The sequence below is a fragment of the Burkholderia sp. WSM2232 genome (assembly GCF_000472545.1).
GTDB lineage: Bacteria > Pseudomonadota > Gammaproteobacteria > Burkholderiales > Burkholderiaceae > Paraburkholderia.
Window position 1 is genome coordinate 1 of sequence record NZ_AWZV01000050.1, and the last position, 18887, is coordinate 18887.

The following is an 18887-nucleotide window of genomic DNA, read 5'->3' on the forward strand; positions in this document are numbered from 1 at the left end:
GTCGGTATCAAGCCGACGGTGAAGACGACCTGCACGGGCGTGGAAATGTTCCGCAAGCTGCTCGACCAGGGTCAGGCGGGCGACAACGTGGGTATCCTGCTGCGCGGCACGAAGCGCGAAGACGTGGAGCGTGGCCAGGTGCTGGCCAAGCCGGGTTCGATCAACCCGCACACGCACTTCACGGCNGANGTGTANGTGCTGAGCAAGGACGAAGGCGGCCGCCACACGCCGTTCTTCAACAACTACCGTCCGCAGTTCTACTTCCGTACGACGGACGTGACGGGCTCGATCGAGCTGCCGAAGGACAAGGAAATGGTCATGCCGGGCGACAACGTGTCGATCACGGTGAAGCTGATCAACCCGATCGCGATGGAAGAAGGTCTGCGCTTCGCAATCCGTGAAGGCGGCCGTACCGTCGGCGCAGGTGTCGTTGCCAAGATTCTCGAGTAACGCCAGATAGTTCTCGTTAATCTGTAGTTTCGGGGTTGGCGGTGTCGTCAACCCCAAATGGTTTAGGGGTATAGCTCAACTGGCAGAGCGTCGGTCTCCAAAACCGAAGGTTGGGGGTTCGATTCCCTCTGCCCCTGCCAACTCTCGCGTCGAATGTGACGCTTCGTTAAGGTGTTATGGCGAATCCTTCCGTCGAAACTGTAAATACATCCAGCGACAAGCTGATGCTCGTCGCGGGCGTATTGCTGGTCTTGGCCGGGTTCGTGGGGTTCTTCTGGCTCAACGGTCAGGAATGGTACGTCCGCGGAGCCGCCTTGGCTGTTGGTGCAATCGCGGGTGTTGCAGTCGGTCTTCTCTCCGCGCCTGGCAAGGGTTTCATCGCTTTCGCCAAAGATTCGTACAAGGAAGTCCGCAAGGTCGTCTGGCCAACTCGCAAAGAGGCTACTCAGACGACGTTGGTGGTGTTTGGCTTCGTGTTCATCATGGCGATCTTTCTTTGGGTTAGTGATAAATCCATCGAATGGGCGATTTTCTCGGTGATTCTGGGTTGGAAATGATATGAGCGATACTCCGGCATCTCCGAGCGGCAAACGCTGGTACGTCGTGCACGCCTACTCCGGCATGGAGAAGAGCGTGCAACGTGCGCTTCAGGAGCGCATTGAGCGCGCCGGCATGCAAGACCAGTTTGGTCAAATCCTCGTTCCGACTGAAGAAGTTGTCGAGGTGAAAGGCGGTCACAAGTCGGTGACTGAGCGTCGTTTCTTCCCGGGCTATGTGCTCGTGGAAATGGAAATGACCGACGAGACGTGGCACCTCGTGAAAAACACGGCGAAAGTGACTGGTTTCGTGGGCGGCGCTCGCAATCGCCCGAGTCCGATCTCTCCGCGCGAAGTCGAGAAGATCATGTCGCAGATGCAGGAAGGTGTGGAAAAGCCGCGCCCCAAGACCCTGTTCGAGGTAGGCGAGATGGTGCGGGTGAAGGACGGTCCTTTTACCGATTTCAACGGCAGCGTCGAAGAAGTGAACTACGAAAAGTCGCGCGTCCGTGTGTCCGTCACCATTTTCGGCCGTGCAACCCCGGTCGAACTGGAATTCGGACAGGTCGAGAAGTTGTAATCCAGAATTCTACGCAGCGCGCCAACGGGCGCGTTTCGTACTTCGCGCTTACGGTCCGCGTAACGGCCGTTGAGGAGCGCAAGTAGTCGGAGCTTCGGCGAACGCGCGCTACTACTCACTGAGTGTCCGCTGGTAAGGCGGCGCTCCAAAGAGGTTTTCAACATGGCAAAGAAAATCATCGGCTTTATCAAGCTGCAGATTCCTGCAGGTAAAGCCAACCCGTCGCCGCCGGTCGGTCCGGCACTGGGCCAGCGCGGCCTGAACATCATGGAGTTCTGCAAGGCGTTCAACGCGCAGACTCAAGCATTGGAACCGGGTCTGCCGATTCCGGTCGTGATCACCGCGTTTGCTGACAAGAGCTTCACGTTCGTCCTGAAGACGCCGCCGGCAACGGTTCTGATCAAAAAGGCAGCGAAGATCGACAAGGGTTCGAGCAAGCCGCACACCGACAAGGTCGGCAAGATCACCCGCGCACAAGCTGAAGACATCGCCAAGACCAAGATGCCCGATCTGACGGCAGCTGATCTGGACGCAGCGGTTCGTACGATCGCTGGTAGCGCCCGCTCGATGGGCATCACCGTGGAGGGCGTGTAAATGGCTAAGCTTTCTAAGCGTCTGCAAGCATTTGCAGCAAAGGTTGACCGTCAGAAGCTGTACCCGATCGACGACGCTTTGTCGCTCGTAAAGGAATGCGCAAGCGCGAAGTTCGACGAGTCGATCGACGTCGCAGTGCAGCTTGGCATCGACGCGAAGAAGTCGGACCAGGTGGTCCGCGGTTCGGTCGTTCTGCCGGCAGGTACGGGTAAGTCGGTGCGCGTCGCCGTGTTCGCACAGGGCGAGAAGGCTGAACAGGCTCGCGCAGCCGGCGCCGAAGTAGTCGGTATGGAAGACCTGGCTGAACAGGTCAAGGCTGGCAATCTGGATTTCGACATCGTGATCGCTTCGCCGGACACGATGCGCGTTGTCGGTACGCTCGGTCAGATCCTCGGCCCGCGCGGCCTGATGCCGAACCCGAAGGTCGGTACGGTCACGCCGGACGTCGCGACGGCAGTGAAGAACGCCAAGGCAGGTCAGGTGCAATTCCGCGTCGACAAGGCCGGTATCATCCACGCCACGATCGGTCGTGCTTCGTTCGAGCCGACGGCTCTGCGCAGCAACCTGAGCGCGCTCATCGACGCGCTGCAAAAGGCCAAGCCGGCGACCAGCAAGGGTGTCTACCTGCGCAAGGTCGCCCTGTCGAGCACGATGGGCGTCGGCGTTCGCGTCGATCAGGCGTCGCTCGCGGCACAGTAAGTAATTCATCGCCTCGGTGCGAGCCGGGGCGGTTTATGGGCTTTGGGCGGTTGTGCGGTGGCAGTTGCATCGTGCAACCGGTTGTCAAAGACCGTTGGCGGGCACGCATCAGGTAGGCGGACCCTTAATGCAAAGCCAACGCAGATGGCGAACCCGAAAAGGTTTTGTAGTGATGAAGCCGTTGGATGCTCTCAGCAATGTGGGTGTCGGGCGGTCGAAATACTCCTGACTGGTCGGACGCCGTTATTGAACGCGGTACACAAGGCGCACGCCGCGTGTATCGAATCTGGAGGTTAACCGTGCCACTCAACAAAGAAAGCAAGCAGGCCGTCGTCGCTGAGGTTGCCGCGCAAGTCGCGAAAGCCCAGACCGTGGTTCTGGCTGAGTATCGTGGGATCACGGTTGGCGATCTGACCAAGCTGCGCGCGAAAGCGCGTGAGCAACAGGTTTATCTTCGCGTGTTGAAAAATACGCTGGCGCGCCGCGCTGTCGAAGGTACCCCGTTTGCTCCGCTGGCAGAGCAGATGACTGGCCCCCTGATCTACGGCATCTCGGAAGATGCAATTGCTGCTGCGAAGGTCGTTAACGACTTCAGCAAGAGCAATGACAAGTTGGTCATCAAGGCCGGCGCCTACGAAGGCAACGTGATGGACAAGGCAGGCGTGCAAGCGCTGGCCAACATCCCGAGCCGCGAGGAGCTGCTCTCCAAGCTGTTGTTCGTTATGCAAGCACCTGTTTCTGGCTTCGCGCGCGCTCTGGCCGCGCTGGCAGAAAAGAAACAAGGCGAAGAATCCGCTGCGTAATGCACTTCAGCCGAGCGTAATTGATCGCTAGCTGTATCCGAATTCAATTTAGGAGTATTTCAAATGGCAATCGCAAAAGAAGACATCCTCGAAGCCGTAGGCTCGATGTCGGTTCTGGAACTGAACGAGCTGGTTAAGGCGTTCGAAGAAAAGTTTGGCGTGTCGGCAGCTGCTGTTGCAGTGGCGGGCCCGGCAGGTGCAGGCGGCGGCGCTGCTGCAGCGGAAGAGCAGACCGAATTCACGGTCAACCTGGTTGACGTCGGCGCGAACAAGGTTTCCGTCATTAAGGCAGTTCGCGAACTGACGGGTCTCGGCCTGAAGGAAGCGAAGGACCTGGTCGACGGTGCACCGAAGCCTGTTAAGGAATCGGTACCGAAGGCTGCTGCTGAAGAAGCCAAGAAGAAGCTGGAAGAAGCCGGCGCGAAGGCTGAAATCAAGTAAGTTTCAGTGCGCTGTGCGAAGGCTGGCGGTTTTTCACCGCCGGCCTTTTTGTGCTTTGTGGGGGACGCGTTTTTGCATCGCTGTCTGGCAAGAATGCGACTCCCAGAAGCCAAAGAAAATCGCCTATCGGCAATATTGACCGGCGCTTCTCTTTGTCTTCTGAAGCGACTGCAGAAGGCAAGTTTGGTCGGGTAGCGGGCAACATAGGCATCCGCTGCCGTCAGCCAGCGGTTGGTAGCGGCCAACCACCAAGCTTCTAGGCTCGTTCAAGCCATCGGACGGCCATCGGGTCTCAGTCGGTGAACACTCGGGTTGTCTCATCAAGGTATCCTGCCTCGACAACAATGCCCGCCGTGATTCGGAGATCGTATGCAATATTCCTTCACCGAGAAGAAGCGTATTCGCAAGAGTTTTGCGAAGCGCCCCATCGTTCACCAAGTACCTTTCCTGCTGGCTACCCAGCTTGAATCATTCAGCACGTTTCTGCAAGCAGACACGTCGTCCACGCAACGCAAGCCGGAAGGCCTGCAGGCAGCATTCACATCCGTTTTTCCGATCGTCTCGCACAACGGGTTCGCACGTCTGGAGTTCGTCAGCTACATGCTGTCGCCGCCGGCGTTCAACATCAAGGAATGTCAGCAGCGCGGTCTGACGTACTGCTCGGCGCTGCGCGCCAAAGTGCGTCTGGTGCTGCTCGATAAGGAATCGCCGAGCAAGCCGGTCGTCAAGGAAGTGAAAGAACAGGAAGTGTACATGGGCGAAATTCCGCTCATGACGCCGACCGGTTCGTTCGTCATCAACGGCACGGAACGTGTGATCGTTTCGCAGTTGCACCGTTCGCCTGGCGTGTTCTTCGAGCACGACAAGGGCAAGACGCACAGCTCGGGCAAGCTCCTGTTCTCCGCGCGTATCATTCCTTACCGTGGTTCGTGGCTCGACTTCGAATTCGACCCGAAGGACGTGTTGTACTTCCGCGTCGACCGTCGCCGCAAGATGCCGGTCACGATCCTGCTGAAGGCCATCGGCCTTACACCGGAACAGATCCTCGCAAACTTCTTCGTGTTCGACAACTTCACGCTGATGCCGGAAGGCGCGCAGATGGAGTTCGTGCCGGAGCGTCTGCGTGGCGAAGTCGCGCGCTTCGACATTACTGACCGCGACGGCAACGTGATTGTCCAGAAGGACAAGCGGATCAACGCGAAGCACATTCGCGACCTGGACAACGCCAAGACGAAGTTCATTTCGGTTCCGGAAGACTATCTGCTCGGTCGCGTGCTGGCGAAGAATGTCGTGGACGGGGACACGGGCGAAGTTATCGCGAACGCGAACGACGAAATCACCGAGACCGTCCTCGAAAAGCTGCGCGAAGCGAAGATCAAGGACATCCAGACGCTCTATACGAACGATCTGGACCAGGGTCCGTACATTTCGTCCACGCTGCGCATCGACGAAACCGCCGACAAGATGGCCGCGCGCATCGCGATTTATCGCATGATGCGCCCGGGCGAACCGCCGACCGAAGAAGCGGTCGAGGCGCTGTTCAACCGTCTGTTCTACAGCGAAGACGCGTACGACCTCTCGAAGGTTGGTCGTATGAAGTTCAACCGTCGCGTGGGCCGCGACGAGATCATTGGACCGATGACGCTGCAGGACGACGACATCCTCGCCACGATCAAGATCCTGGTCGAGCTGCGTAACGGCAAGGGCGAAGTCGACGACATCGACCACTTGGGCAACCGCCGCGTGCGTTGCGTCGGCGAACTGGCGGAAAACCAGTTCCGCGCCGGTCTCGTGCGTGTGGAACGCGCTGTGAAGGAACGCCTCGGCCAGGCCGAAAGCGAAAACCTGATGCCGCACGATCTGATCAACTCGAAGCCGATTTCGTCGGCGATTCGCGAGTTCTTCGGTTCGTCGCAGCTGTCGCAGTTCATGGACCAGACCAACCCGCTGTCGGAAATTACCCACAAGCGCCGTGTTTCGGCACTGGGCCCGGGCGGTTTGACGCGTGAGCGCGCAGGCTTCGAAGTGCGCGACGTGCACCCGACTCACTATGGTCGTGTCTGCCCGATTGAAACGCCTGAAGGCCCGAACATCGGCCTGATCAACTCGCTCGCTCTGTACGCGCACCTGAACGAATACGGCTTCCTCGAAACGCCGTATCGCAAGGTCGTAGACGGCAAGGTGACCGACCAGATCGACTACCTGTCGGCGATCGAAGAAGGCCGTTACGTGATCGCTCAGGCGAACGCGGCCGTGGCTGAAGACGGCACGCTGACCGACGAACTGGTGTCGTCGCGTGAAGCCGGCGAAACGCTGATGGTGACGCCCGACCGCATCCAGTACATGGACGTGGCGCCGTCGCAGATCGTTTCGGTGGCTGCATCGCTGATTCCGTTCCTCGAGCACGACGACGCGAACCGCGCGTTGATGGGCTCGAACATGCAGCGTCAGGCTGTGCCGTGTCTGCGTCCGGAAAAGGCCGTGGTCGGCACGGGTATCGAGCGCACGGTGGCGGTCGACTCGGGCACGACGGTTCAGGCATTCCGCGGCGGCGTGGTCGACTACGTCGACGCAGGCCGTATCGTGATTCGCGTGAACGACGAAGAAGCGGTGGCGGGCGATGTCGGTGTCGACATCTACAACCTGATCAAGTACACGCGTTCGAACCAGAATACGAACATCAACCAGCGTCCGATCGTAAAGGTCGGTGACAAGGTTTCGCGTGGCGACGTGCTGGCTGACGGCGCATCCACGGACCTCGGCGAACTGGCTCTCGGCCAGAACATGCTGGTCGCGTTCATGCCGTGGAACGGCTACAACTTCGAAGACTCGATCCTGATCTCGGAGAAGGTGGTGGCCGACGACCGTTACACGTCGATCCACATCGAAGAACTGAACGTCGTCGCGCGCGACACGAAGCTCGGACCGGAAGAAATCACGCGCGACATCTCGAACCTGGCTGAAGTGCAACTCGGCCGTCTCGACGAGTCGGGCATCGTCTACATCGGCGCTGAAGTCGAAGCAGGCGACGTGCTCGTCGGCAAGGTCACGCCGAAGGGCGAAACCCAGCTGACGCCGGAAGAAAAGCTGCTGCGCGCAATCTTCGGCGAGAAGGCTTCGGACGTGAAGGACACCTCGCTGCGCGTGCCGTCGGGCATGAGCGGCACGGTGATCGACGTCCAGGTGTTCACGCGTGAAGGCATTCAGCGCGACAAGCGCGCGCAACAGATCATCGACGACGAACTGAAGCGCTATCGCCTCGACCTGAACGACCAGCTGCGTATCGTGGAAGGCGACGCGTTCCAGCGTCTCGCACGTATGCTGACCGGCAAGGTCGCGAACGGTGGTCCGAAGAAGCTGGCGAAGGGCACGAAGATCGAACAGGCTTACCTGGAAGATCTCGACCACTATCACTGGTTCGACATCCGCCTTGCGGACGAAGAAGCAGCAGCTCAGCTCGAAGCCATCAAGGACTCGATCGAACAGAAGCGTCACCAGTTCGACCTCGCGTTCGAAGAAAAGCGCAAGAAGCTCACGCAGGGCGACGAACTGCCGCCGGGCGTGCTGAAGATGGTCAAGGTGTATCTGGCAGTCAAGCGCCGTCTGCAGCCTGGCGACAAGATGGCAGGCCGTCACGGTAACAAGGGTGTCGTGTCGAAGATCGTGCCGATCGAAGACATGCCGTACATGGCCGACGGCCGTCCGGCTGACGTCGTTCTCAACCCGCTCGGCGTGCCGTCGCGGATGAACGTGGGTCAGGTGCTCGAAGTGCATCTGGGTTGGGCCGCGAAGGGTCTCGGCTGGCGTATCGGCGAAATGCTGCAGCGTCAGGCGAAGATCGAAGAACTGCGCGAATTCCTGACCAAGATTTACAACGAGTCGGGCCGCGCTGAAGAGCTGGACAGCTTCACCGACGACGAGATCGTCGAACTGGCGAAGAACCTGCGCGAAGGCGTGCCGTTCGCAACGCCGGTGTTCGACGGTGCGACGGAAGAAGAAATGTCGCGCGCGCTGGATCTGGCGTTCCCGGACGACATCGCGCAAAACCTGGGCATGACGCCGTCGAAGAACCAGGTTCGCCTGTACGACGGCCGCACGGGCGAGATGTTCGAACGTACGGTGACGGTCGGCTACATGCACTACCTGAAGCTGCACCACCTGGTCGACGACAAGATGCACGCGCGTTCTACGGGCCCGTACTCGCTCGTGACGCAGCAGCCGTTGGGCGGTAAGGCGCAGTTCGGTGGCCAGCGTTTCGGTGAAATGGAAGTGTGGGCGCTCGAAGCGTACGGTGCATCGTACGTGCTGCAAGAAATGCTGACGGTGAAGTCGGACGACGTGACGGGCCGGACCAAGGTGTACGAGAACCTGGTCAAGGGCGATCACGTGATCGATGCAGGCATGCCGGAGTCCTTCAACGTGCTGGTGAAGGAAATCCGCTCGCTCGGTATCGATATCGACCTCGACCGCAACTAATCGGACTACTGGAGAGAAGCGATGAAAGCTTTGCTCGATCTATTCAAGCAAGTCCAACAACCTGAAGTTTTTGACGCGATCAAGATCGGTCTGGCCTCGCCGGACAAGATCCGTTCGTGGTCGTTCGGTGAAGTGAAGAAGCCGGAAACCATCAACTACCGGACGTTCAAGCCGGAGCGCGATGGTCTGTTCTGCGCAAAGATCTTTGGCCCGATCAAAGACTACGAATGCCTTTGCGGCAAGTACAAGCGCCTGAAGCACCGTGGCGTGATCTGCGAGAAGTGCGGCGTCGAAGTGACGCTCGCCAAGGTGCGTCGTGAACGGATGGGCCACATCGAACTGGCCTCGCCGGTTGCGCACATCTGGTTCCTGAAGTCGCTGCCGTCGCGTCTGGGCATGGTGCTCGACATGACGCTGCGCGACATCGAGCGCGTGCTGTACTTCGAAGCGTATGTGGTGATCGACCCGGGCATGACGCCGCTGAAAGCGCGCCAGATCATGACCGAAGAGGATTACTACAACAAGGTCGAAGAATACGGTGACGAATTCCGTGCCGAGATGGGCGCGGAAGGCGTTCGCGAGTTGCTGCGCGCGATCAACATCGACGAACAGGTCGAACTGCTGCGCACGGAGCTCAAGAACACCGGTTCGGAAGCGAAGATCAAGAAGTACGCGAAGCGCCTGAAGGTGCTCGAGGCTTTCCAGCGCTCGGGCATCAAGCCTGACTGGATGGTGCTCGAAGTGCTGCCGGTGCTGCCGCCGGAACTGCGTCCGCTGGTGCCGCTCGATGGCGGCCGCTTCGCGACGTCCGACCTGAACGACCTGTATCGCCGGGTGATCAACCGTAACAACCGGTTGAAGCGTCTGCTCGAGCTGAAGGCGCCTGAAATCATCGTCCGCAACGAAAAGCGGATGTTGCAGGAAGCCGTCGATTCGCTGCTCGACAACGGTCGTCGCGGCAAGGCCATGACCGGCGCGAACAAGCGTCCGCTGAAGTCGCTCGCTGACATGATCAAGGGTAAGGGCGGTCGTTTCCGTCAGAACCTGCTCGGTAAGCGCGTGGACTACTCGGGCCGTTCGGTGATCGTGGTCGGCCCGACGCTCAAGCTGCACCAGTGCGGCCTGCCGAAGCTGATGGCGCTCGAACTGTTCAAGCCATTCATCTTCAACAAGCTCGAGGTGATGGGTGTCGCTACCACCATCAAGGCTGCGAAGAAGGAAGTCGAGAACCAGACGCCGGTCGTGTGGGACATTCTCGAAGAGGTGATCCGCGAGCATCCGGTCATGCTGAACCGTGCGCCGACGCTGCACCGTCTCGGCATTCAGGCTTTCGAGCCCGTGCTGATCGAAGGTAAGGCAATCCAGCTGCACCCGCTCGTTTGCGCGGCGTTCAACGCCGACTTCGACGGTGACCAGATGGCCGTTCACGTGCCGCTGTCGCTCGAAGCGCAGATGGAAGCTCGTACGCTGATGCTGGCGTCGAACAACGTGCTGTTCCCGGCAAACGGCGATCCCTCGATCGTGCCGTCGCAGGACATCGTGCTCGGTTTGTACTACGCGACCCGCGAGGCAGTGAACGGCAAGGGCGAAGGCCTGTCGTTTACGGGCGTCTCCGAAGTGCTGCGTGCTTACGAGAACAAGGAAGTCGAGCTCGCCTCGCGCGTCAACGTGCGGATCACCGAAATGGTCCACAACGAAGACAAGTCGGAAGGCGCGCCGGCGTTTGTGCCGAAGGTCACGCTGTACGCAACGACCGTTGGCCGTGCAATCCTGTCTGAAATCCTGCCGCCGGGCCTGCCGTTCTCGGTGCTGAACAAGCCGCTGAAGAAGAAGGAAATCTCGCGCCTCATCAACACCGCATTCCGCAAGTGCGGTCTGCGCGAAACGGTGATTTTCGCCGACCAGTTGATGCAGTCGGGTTTCCGTCTGGCAACGCGCGCTGGTATCTCGATCTGCGTGGACGACATGCTCGTGCCGCCGCAGAAGGAAACCATCGTTGGCGACGCGGCGAAGAAGGTGAAGGAGTACGACCGTCAGTACATGTCGGGTCTCGTCACGTCGCAAGAGCGCTACAACAACGTGGTCGACATCTGGTCGGCAACGTCGGAAGCGGTCGGCAAGGCGATGATGGAACAGCTGTCGACGGAACCGGTAATCGACCGCGACGGCAACGAAACGCGTCAGGAATCGTTCAACTCCATCTACATGATGGCGGACTCCGGCGCGCGTGGTTCGGCGGTTCAGATTCGTCAGCTGGCCGGTATGCGTGGCCTGATGGCGAAGCCAGACGGCTCGATCATCGAGACGCCGATTACGGCGAACTTCCGCGAAGGCCTGAACGTGTTGCAGTACTTCATCTCGACCCACGGCGCACGTAAGGGTCTGGCTGATACGGCACTGAAGACGGCGAACTCGGGCTACCTGACGCGTCGTCTCGTCGACGTCACGCAGGACCTGGTGGTGGTCGAGGACGATTGCGGCACGTCGCAAGGCGTGGCGATGAAGGCGCTGGTGGAAGGCGGTGAAGTCGTCGAGGCACTGCGTGACCGTATTCTGGGTCGCGTGGCGGTGGCTGACGTCGTCAATCCGGAATCGCAGGAAACGCTGTACGAAGCGGGCACGTTGCTCGACGAAGACGCGGTCGAAGAAATCGAACGCCTCGGCATCGACGAAGTGCGCGTGCGTACGCCGCTCACCTGCGAGACGCGCTACGGTCTGTGCGCAGCCTGCTATGGCCGCGACCTGGGCCGCGGTTCGCTCGTGAACGTCGGCGAGGCGGTGGGTGTGATCGCTGCTCAGTCGATCGGTGAGCCGGGCACGCAGCTGACCATGCGTACGTTCCACATCGGTGGTGCGGCGTCGCGTGCGGCAGTGGCTTCGTCGGTTGAAGCCAAGTCGAACGGTACTGTGCGTTTCACGTCGACGATGCGTTACGTCACGAATGCGAAGGGCGAGCAGATCGTCATTTCGCGTTCAGGCGAAGCGATGATCACCGACGACCACGGTCGCGAGCGCGAACGTCACAAGGTGCCGTACGGCGCAACGCTGTTGCAACTGGACGGCGCGCAGATCAAGGCCGGCACGCAACTGGCGACGTGGGACCCGATGACGCGTCCGATCATCACCGAGTACGGTGGCACGGTGAAGTTCGAAAACGTCGAAGAAGGCGTGACGGTTGCCAAGCAGATCGACGACGTGACGGGTCTTTCGACTCTCGTCGTGATCGACGTGAAGCGGCGCGGTTCGCAAGCTTCGAAGACCGTGCGTCCGCAGGTCAAGCTGCTCGACGCGAACGGCGAGGAAGTCAAGATTCCGAACACCGAGCATTCGGTGCAGATCGGCTTCCAGGTGGGCGCTCTGATCACCGTGAAGGACGGTCAGCAAGTGCAGGTCGGCGAGGTGCTCGCACGTATCCCGACCGAATCGCAGAAGACGCGTGACATTACCGGCGGTCTGCCGCGTGTGGCGGAACTGTTCGAAGCACGTTCGCCGAAGGACGCAGGTATCCTGGCGGAAGTCACGGGTACGACGTCGTTCGGTAAGGACACGAAGGGCAAGCAGCGTCTCGTCATCACGGACCTCGAAGGCAACCAGCACGAGTTCCTGATCGCGAAGGAAAAGCAGGTTCTGGTTCACGATGGTCAGGTCGTCAACAAGGGCGAAATGATCGTGGACGGACCGGCCGATCCGCACGACATCCTGCGTCTGCAGGGCGTCGAGGCGCTGTCGCGCTACATCGTGGACGAAGTGCAGGACGTGTACCGTCTGCAAGGCGTGAAGATCAACGACAAGCACATTGAAGTGATTGTTCGTCAGATGCTGCGCCGCGTGCAGATTACGGACAACGGCGATACGCGTTTCATCCCGGGCGAACAGGTCGAGCGGTCGGATATGCTCGACGAAAACGACCGCATGATCGCGGAAGACAAGCGTCCGGCAACGTACGAAAACGTCTTGCTCGGTATCACGAAGGCGTCGCTCTCGACCGATTCGTTCATCTCCGCTGCGTCGTTCCAGGAAACGACGCGCGTGCTGACCGAAGCGGCGATCATGGGCAAGCGCGACGATCTGCGTGGTCTGAAGGAAAACGTGATCGTCGGCCGTCTGATTCCGGCGGGTACGGGTCTCGCGTTCCACAAGGCGCGCAAGAGCAAGGAACTGTCCGACCGCGAGCGTTTCGATCAGATCGCAGCGGAAGAGTCGTTCGAATTCGGTACGCCGGAAACCCCGGCCGCCGAACAGCAGCACTCCGGCGAATAAGTCCGGGCGGCGCAAGCCGCCTGGGCTCTACCGCCAGCGAAGCCGCTCAGTTTCGACTGAGCGGCTTTTTTTATGCGCCGTTTCTTACGTGCTTTGGGCGAATCGTAGGCCGGATGGCTAACGTTGTTGCAAAGCGCGGGCGCAGCACGAATGCGTTGGTAAAATTCGTGTCACCCGCTCTACGCCGCCTCTCTCAAATTCATGTCCCGTCCGCTCGAAATCCTCAACGAAGTCTTTGGCTACCCCGCATTTCGAGGACAGCAGGGCGAAATTGTCGAGCACGTCGCCCGCGGCGGCGACTGTCTCGTGCTGATGCCAACGGGCGGCGGCAAATCGCTGTGTTATCAGATTCCGTCGCTTGTCCGACGTGAGCGCGGCTTGGGCACGGGCATCGTGGTGTCTCCGCTGATCGCACTCATGCAGGATCAGGTCGCAGCGCTCACGGAAGTCGGCGTACGCGCCGCTTATCTGAACTCGACCCTTTCGAGCGCCGAGGCGATGGCGACGGAGCGCGCGCTGCGCGACGGCGAGATCGACCTGCTGTACGTCGCGCCGGAACGCTTGATGACGCCGCGTTTTCAGGAACTGCTCGAGCGCACGCGCATCGGCTTGTTCGCGATCGACGAAGCGCACTGCGTTTCGCAATGGGGGCACGATTTCCGGCCTGAATATATTCAGCTGTCGGTGCTGCACGAGCGTTTTCCCAACGTGCCGCGCATCGCGCTGACTGCCACGGCCGACGCGATCACGCGCGACGAGATCATCCACCGTCTTGCGCTGGACGACGCGCGTGTTTTCGTGTCGAGCTTCGACCGGCCGAACATCCGCTACCGGATCGTCGAAAAGGACAATGCACGCACGCAACTACTCGACTTTATCCGCGCCGAGCACACGCGCGCCGACGGCACCACCGACGCTGGTGTCGTCTATTGCCTGTCGCGGCGCAAAGTGGAGGAAACGGCCGAGTGGCTCAAGGAAAAAGGCATGCGCGCGCTGCCTTATCACGCGGGCATGGAATTCGAGACGCGGCAGAAGCATCAGGAAATGTTCCAGCGCGAGGAGGGCATTGTGATGTGCGCGACGATCGCGTTCGGCATGGGCATCGACAAGCCCGACGTGCGCTTTGTCGCCCACCTCGATTTGCCGAAGAGCGTCGAAGGCTATTATCAGGAAACAGGCCGCGCGGGGCGCGACGGCATGCCGTCCAACGCGTGGATGGCCTATGGACTCGGCGACGTCGTCCAGCAGCGCAAGATGATCGAAGAGTCCGACGCCGACGACGCCCACAAGCGCGTGCAAACGGGCAAGCTCGATGCGCTGCTCGGCCTGTGCGAAGCAGCGACCTGCCGGCGCGTGCGATTGCTCTCTTACTTCGGCGAATCGAGCCAGCCTTGCGGCAACTGCGACAACTGCCTCGAGCCGCCGGCCACCTGGGACGCGACGCGCGAGGCGCAGATGGCGTTGTCCTGCGTGTTCCGCGCACAGAGGGCAAGCGGTTTCAACTTCGGCGCCGGCCACCTGATCGACATTCTGCGCGGCAACCGCAGCGAGAAAATCCTGCAGCGCGGTCATGAGAAGCTGACTACCTTCGGCATTGGCGCGGCGCTCGGCGAACCGGAATGGCGCGCGGTGTTTCGTCAATTGGTGGCGTTCGGCTATCTGACGGTCGACCACGAAGGGTTCGGCTCGCTGGTTCTTACGGAAGCCAGCAAGCCTGTGCTGAAAGGCGAGCAGAGCGTCACGATGCGCCGCTATGTGAAGCCTACGCGCACGCGTCAGTCGTCGGGGCGGACGAGCGAGCGCGCGGACCCCACGGTCGGCATGGGGCCGCGCGAGCGCGCGCGCTGGGAGCGGCTGCGTGCGTGGCGCACCGAAACCGCGAAGAGCGATGGTGTGCCTGCCTATGTGATTTTCCACGATGCCACACTCGCGGAGATCGCCCGCAACGGCCCCGATTCGATCGAGGATCTGCGCGGCATTCCAGGCATGGGCGCCCGTAAGCTGGACCGTTTCGGCGAAGAACTGCTGGAAGTCGTCGCTGCGGATTGACGCGGCGGCAATCGCTGGGCGAGGTCGGCAGGTCTGCGAAGCATTGCAACCTGTTGACTCACTTAGTGTTTTCGGAATATTATGCTAGGTTCCGGTTCTTGGAGTGCTTGCGCGCGGGCGCTGCCCGCATGGTTGTCACCCTAGCCGGAAGTTCGATGCGCAGGCGTTTTCGCTTTGCCCGAAAACAGATGCGTCGATTTTGTTCAATTTCAGGAATAAACAATGCCAACCATCAATCAACTGGTTCGCAAAGGCCGCACGTCGGAAACGACGAAGAGCAAGAGCCCGGCCTTGCAGGACTGCCCCCAGCGTCGCGGCGTGTGCACCCGTGTGTACACCACGACGCCGAAGAAGCCGAACTCGGCACTCCGTAAGGTCGCCAAGGTGCGCCTCACGAACGGCTTCGAAGTCATTTCGTACATCGGTGGTGAAGGCCACAACCTGCAGGAACACTCGGTCGTGCTGATTCGCGGCGGTCGTGTGAAGGACTTGCCGGGTGTGCGTTACCACATGGTTCGCGGCTCGCTGGACACCCAGGGCGTCAAGGATCGTAAGCAGGCTCGCTCGAAGTACGGTGCGAAGCGCGCCAAGGCCGGCAAGTAATCAGCCGGTCAGTAGTTCAGGTCGCCTGCAAAGGCGGTAATAGCGGTGGTGCCGGAATCGCCGGTGCTATCGAGTAAGTGGTCACCCGACCAGGCTGGTAAGTCGTTGAGATGAATCGGGTTAGTTGGTGGCCGCGGGGCTAGATGGGTTCAACCCAGCTCCAACTGAAAAGTCAAAGGAAGAAACATGCCGCGTCGTCGCGAAGTCCCCAAGCGGGAAGTGTTGCCGGATCCGAAGTTCGGTAACGTTGATGTAGCTAAGTTCATGAACGTGCTGATGCTCTCCGGCAAGAAGTCGGTTGCCGAGCGCATCGTGTACGGCGCTTTCGAACAGATCCAGACCAAGGGTGGCAAGGACCCGCTGGAAGTGTTCACGGTAGCGCTCAACAACGTCAAGCCGGTGGTCGAAGTCAAGAGCCGCCGCGTTGGTGGTGCGAACTATCAGGTTCCGGTCGAAGTGCGCCCGTCGCGTCGTATGGCATTGGCGATGCGTTGGCTGCGTGAAGCCGCGAAGAAGCGCAGCGAGAAGTCGATGGCCCTGCGTCTGGCAGGTGAACTCTCCGAAGCGGCCGAAGGCCGTGGCGGCGCAATGAAGAAGCGCGACGAAGTTCACCGGATGGCAGAAGCCAACAAGGCGTTCTCGCATTTCCGTTTCTAAGCTTCCCGACCTCGGGTTAGCAGGCAAATACGGAAAGAAATTCCGGGCGGGTGCGCTTATCAGGCGCCTCGCCCGTTTGTGTTACAGCGCGATGGGTATTTTCTCGCATCGCGTCATCCCCATAGAGGATCAAAGTGGCTCGCAAGACACCTATCGAGCGCTACCGTAACATCGGTATTAGCGCTCACATCGACGCCGGCAAGACGACGACGACCGAGCGCATCCTGTTCTACACCGGCGTGAACCACAAGATTGGTGAAGTTCACGACGGCGCTGCCACCATGGACTGGATGGAGCAGGAGCAGGAGCGCGGCATCACGATTACGTCGGCTGCTACGACGGCGTTCTGGAAAGGCATGGCCGGCGACCGCGCCGAGCACCGCATCAACATCATCGACACCCCGGGCCACGTCGACTTCACGATTGAAGTCGAGCGCTCGATGCGCGTGCTCGACGGCGCGTGCATGGTCTACTGCGCAGTGGGCGGCGTTCAGCCCCAGTCGGAAACCGTGTGGCGTCAGGCTAACAAGTACAAGGTTCCCCGGCTCGCGTTCATCAACAAGATGGACCGTACCGGCGCGAACTTCTTCAAGGTTTACGACCAGCTCAAGCTGCGTCTGAAGGCAAACCCGGTCCCGGTCGTGGTGCCTATCGGTGCGGAAGAAAACTTCACGGGCGTCGTCGACCTCATGAAGATGAAGGCGATCATTTGGGACGACGCGTCCCAAGGCACCAAGTTCTCGTACGAAGAAATTCCGGCTGAACTCGCCGACACGTGCAATGAATGGCGTGAAAAGATGGTCGAAGCGGCGGCTGAGTCGAGCGAAGATCTGATGAACAAGTACCTCGAGTCGGGCGAACTGACGGAAGAGGAAATCATCAAGGGTCTGCGCGACCGTACGATCGCTTGCGAAATCCAGCCGATGCTGTGCGGCACCGCGTTCAAGAACAAGGGCGTGCAACGGATGCTGGACGCCGTGCTCGATTTCCTGCCGTCGCCGATCGACATCCCGCCGGTCACCGGCGAGCTGGAAAACGGTGAGCAAGGCGAGCGCCGCGCTGCCGACGACGAAAAGTTCTCCGCCCTGGCATTCAAGATTATGACCGACCCGTTCGTCGGCCAACTGATCTTCTTCCGCGTGTACTCGGGCGTCGTCAATTCGGGCGATACCGTGCTGAATGCGACCAAAGACAAGAAAGAACGTCTGGGTCGTATTCTGCAGATGCACGCGAACCAGCGCGAGGAAATCAAGGAAGTTCGCGCGGGCGACATCGCTGCAGCAGTCGGCCTGAAAGACGCGACGACCGGCGACACGCTGTGCGATCCGCAAAGCCCGATCGTGCTCGAGCGCATGATTTTCCCGGAGCCGGTGATTTCGCAGGCTGTTGAGCCGAAGACGAAGCCCGACCAGGAAAAAATGGGTCTGGCGCTGAACCGTCTGGCACAGGAAGATCCGTCGTTCCGCGTTCAAACCGACGAAGAATCGGGCCAAACGATTATTTCTGGCATGGGCGAGCTCCACCTGGAAATTCTCGTCGATCGTATGAAGCGCGAATTCGGCGTGGAAGCGACCGTCGGTAAGCCGCAGGTTGCTTACCGTGAAACGATTCGTGGCAAGGCAGAAGACGTTGACGGCAAGTTCGTCAAGCAGTCGGGTGGTCGCGGCCAGTACGGTCACGCGGTCATCACGCTCGAGCCGAATGAGCAAGGCAAGGGTTACGAGTTCCTCGACGAGATCAAGGGCGGTGTGATTCCGCGCGAATACATCCCGGCGGTGGACAAGGGTATCCAGGAAACGCTGAAGGCAGGCGTGCTGGCGGGCTTCCCGGTTGTCGACGTCAAGGTTCACCTGACGTTCGGTTCGTACCACGACGTTGACTCGAACGAAAATGCGTTCCGCATGGCCGGCTCGATGGCGTTCAAGGAAGCAATGCGCAAGGCTCAACCGGTCATCCTCGAACCGATGATGGCTGTGGAAGTCGAAACGCCGGAAGACTACATGGGCAACGTGATGGGCGACCTGTCGGGCCGTCGCGGTATCGTCCAGGGCATGGAAGATATGGTTGGCGGCGGCAAGATCGTTCGCGCCGAAGTGCCGCTGTCGGAAATGTTCGGCTACTCGACGTCGCTGCGTTCGCTGACCCAAGGTCGTGCAACGTACACGATGGAGTTCAAGCACTACGCTGAAGCACCGCGTAACGTGTCGGAAGCGATCATCAACGCCAAGTCGAAGTAATCGCGCGGCAAGTCATTCAACGATTAACTTTTTGAAAGAAGAGAAACATGGCTAAAGGTAAATTCGAACGGACCAAGCCGCACGTGAACGTCGGCACGATCGGTCACGTTGACCACGGCAAGACCACGCTGACGGCAGCGATCACGACGGTTCTGACACAGAAGTTCGGCGGCGAAGCGAAGGCATACGACCAGATCGACGCGGCGCCGGAAGAAAAGGCNCGTGGTATCACGATCAACACGGCGCACGTCGAGTACGAAACGGCTAACCGCCACTACGCACACGTCGACTGCCCGGGCCACGCTGACTATGTGAAGAACATGATCACGGGCGCGGCGCAGATGGACGGCGCGATCCTGGTGTGCTCGGCCGCTGACGGCCCGATGCCGCAAACGCGTGAGCACATCCTGCTGGCGCGTCAGGTCGGTGTGCCGTACATCATCGTGTTCCTGAACAAGTGCGACATGGTGGACGACGCCGAGCTGCTGGAGCTGGTCGAGAT

The 18887-nt window shown here is 60.1% G+C and carries 14 protein-coding genes and 1 tRNA gene; all 15 read left to right on the forward strand.

All coding sequences use genetic code 11. The annotated features are described in order from the left end of the window. The coding region (locus F757_RS0128880) for an EF-Tu/IF-2/RF-3 family GTPase (RefSeq protein ID WP_027214408.1) at positions 1-450 on the forward strand (450 nt) is incomplete at its 5' end. Between the two features lie 64 nt (positions 451-514). Next, positions 515-590, forward strand: a tRNA-Trp gene (locus F757_RS0128885). A 36-nt stretch (positions 591-626) separates the two neighbouring features. After that, positions 627-1007: a preprotein translocase subunit SecE gene (gene secE / locus F757_RS0128890; protein WP_027214409.1), complete on the forward strand. Its 381-nt coding sequence runs from the start codon at positions 627-629 to the stop codon at positions 1005-1007. A gap of 1 nt (position 1008) precedes the next feature. Continuing rightward, entirely contained in the window at positions 1009-1566 is a 558-nt protein-coding gene (gene nusG, locus F757_RS0128895; protein ID WP_007180147.1) for a transcription termination/antitermination protein NusG, read from the forward strand. A gap of 162 nt (positions 1567-1728) precedes the next feature. Further along, positions 1729-2160 carry a 50S ribosomal protein L11 gene (gene rplK, locus F757_RS0128900; protein WP_007180146.1) on the forward strand — a complete coding sequence of 144 codons (432 nt, stop codon included), beginning with the start codon at positions 1729-1731 and terminating at the stop codon, positions 2158-2160. Beyond that, positions 2161-2859 carry a 50S ribosomal protein L1 gene (gene rplA, locus F757_RS0128905; RefSeq protein ID WP_006053278.1) on the forward strand — a complete coding sequence of 233 codons (699 nt, stop codon included), beginning with the start codon at positions 2161-2163 and terminating at the stop codon, positions 2857-2859. 299 nt (positions 2860-3158) lie between these two features. Further along, a complete protein-coding gene (gene rplJ / locus F757_RS0128910) occupies positions 3159-3662 on the forward strand; it encodes a 50S ribosomal protein L10 (RefSeq protein ID WP_013340748.1) in 504 nt (167 codons plus the stop codon). 63 nt (positions 3663-3725) lie between these two features. Beyond that, entirely contained in the window at positions 3726-4103 is a 378-nt protein-coding gene (gene rplL, locus F757_RS0128915; RefSeq protein WP_013340747.1) for a 50S ribosomal protein L7/L12, read from the forward strand. A gap of 369 nt (positions 4104-4472) precedes the next feature. Next, a complete protein-coding gene (gene rpoB / locus F757_RS0128920) occupies positions 4473-8579 on the forward strand; it encodes a DNA-directed RNA polymerase subunit beta (RefSeq protein ID WP_027214410.1) in 4107 nt (1368 codons plus the stop codon). A gap of 21 nt (positions 8580-8600) precedes the next feature. Next, the gene (rpoC, locus tag F757_RS0128925; RefSeq protein ID WP_013340745.1) at positions 8601-12839 is read left to right on the forward strand and encodes a DNA-directed RNA polymerase subunit beta'; all 4239 of its coding nucleotides are present in this window, start codon (positions 8601-8603) and stop codon (positions 12837-12839) included. Positions 12840-13040: 201 nt separating this feature from the next. Continuing rightward, complete coding sequence (gene recQ / locus F757_RS0128930; RefSeq protein WP_027214411.1) at positions 13041-14888, forward strand: DNA helicase RecQ; 1848 nt, start codon at positions 13041-13043, stop codon at positions 14886-14888. Between the two features lie 222 nt (positions 14889-15110). After that, positions 15111-15491, forward strand: a complete 381-nt coding sequence (gene rpsL, locus F757_RS0128935) for a 30S ribosomal protein S12 (protein WP_006053290.1) — start codon at positions 15111-15113, stop codon at positions 15489-15491. 186 nt (positions 15492-15677) lie between these two features. Beyond that, positions 15678-16148, forward strand: coding sequence for a 30S ribosomal protein S7 (gene rpsG / locus F757_RS0128940; RefSeq protein ID WP_006053291.1), 471 nt, complete (start codon positions 15678-15680; stop codon positions 16146-16148). A 134-nt stretch (positions 16149-16282) separates the two neighbouring features. Next, positions 16283-18385 carry an elongation factor G gene (gene fusA / locus F757_RS0128945; RefSeq protein ID WP_027214412.1) on the forward strand — a complete coding sequence of 701 codons (2103 nt, stop codon included), beginning with the start codon at positions 16283-16285 and terminating at the stop codon, positions 18383-18385. 47 nt (positions 18386-18432) lie between these two features. Then, positions 18433-18887: GTP-binding protein (locus tag F757_RS34315; protein ID WP_035467599.1), on the forward strand; the 455-nt coding region annotated here is incomplete at its 3' end.

Bases quoted from the DNA above. Each gene is read 5' to 3' on its own strand.
- secE (WP_027214409.1), top strand. From the start codon at position 627: ATGGCGAATCCTTCCGTCGAAACTGTAAATACATCCAGCGACAAGCTG.
- nusG (WP_007180147.1), top strand. From the start codon at position 1,009: ATGAGCGATACTCCGGCATCTCCGAGCGGCAAACGCTGGTACGTCGTG.
- rplK (WP_007180146.1), top strand. From the start codon at position 1,729: ATGGCAAAGAAAATCATCGGCTTTATCAAGCTGCAGATTCCTGCAGGT.
- rplA (WP_006053278.1), top strand. From the start codon at position 2,161: ATGGCTAAGCTTTCTAAGCGTCTGCAAGCATTTGCAGCAAAGGTTGAC.
- rplL (WP_013340747.1), top strand. From the start codon at position 3,726: ATGGCAATCGCAAAAGAAGACATCCTCGAAGCCGTAGGCTCGATGTCG.
- rpoB (WP_027214410.1), top strand. From the start codon at position 4,473: ATGCAATATTCCTTCACCGAGAAGAAGCGTATTCGCAAGAGTTTTGCG.
- rpoC (WP_013340745.1), top strand. From the start codon at position 8,601: ATGAAAGCTTTGCTCGATCTATTCAAGCAAGTCCAACAACCTGAAGTT.
- recQ (WP_027214411.1), top strand. From the start codon at position 13,041: ATGTCCCGTCCGCTCGAAATCCTCAACGAAGTCTTTGGCTACCCCGCA.
- rpsL (WP_006053290.1), top strand. From the start codon at position 15,111: ATGCCAACCATCAATCAACTGGTTCGCAAAGGCCGCACGTCGGAAACG.
- rpsG (WP_006053291.1), top strand. From the start codon at position 15,678: ATGCCGCGTCGTCGCGAAGTCCCCAAGCGGGAAGTGTTGCCGGATCCG.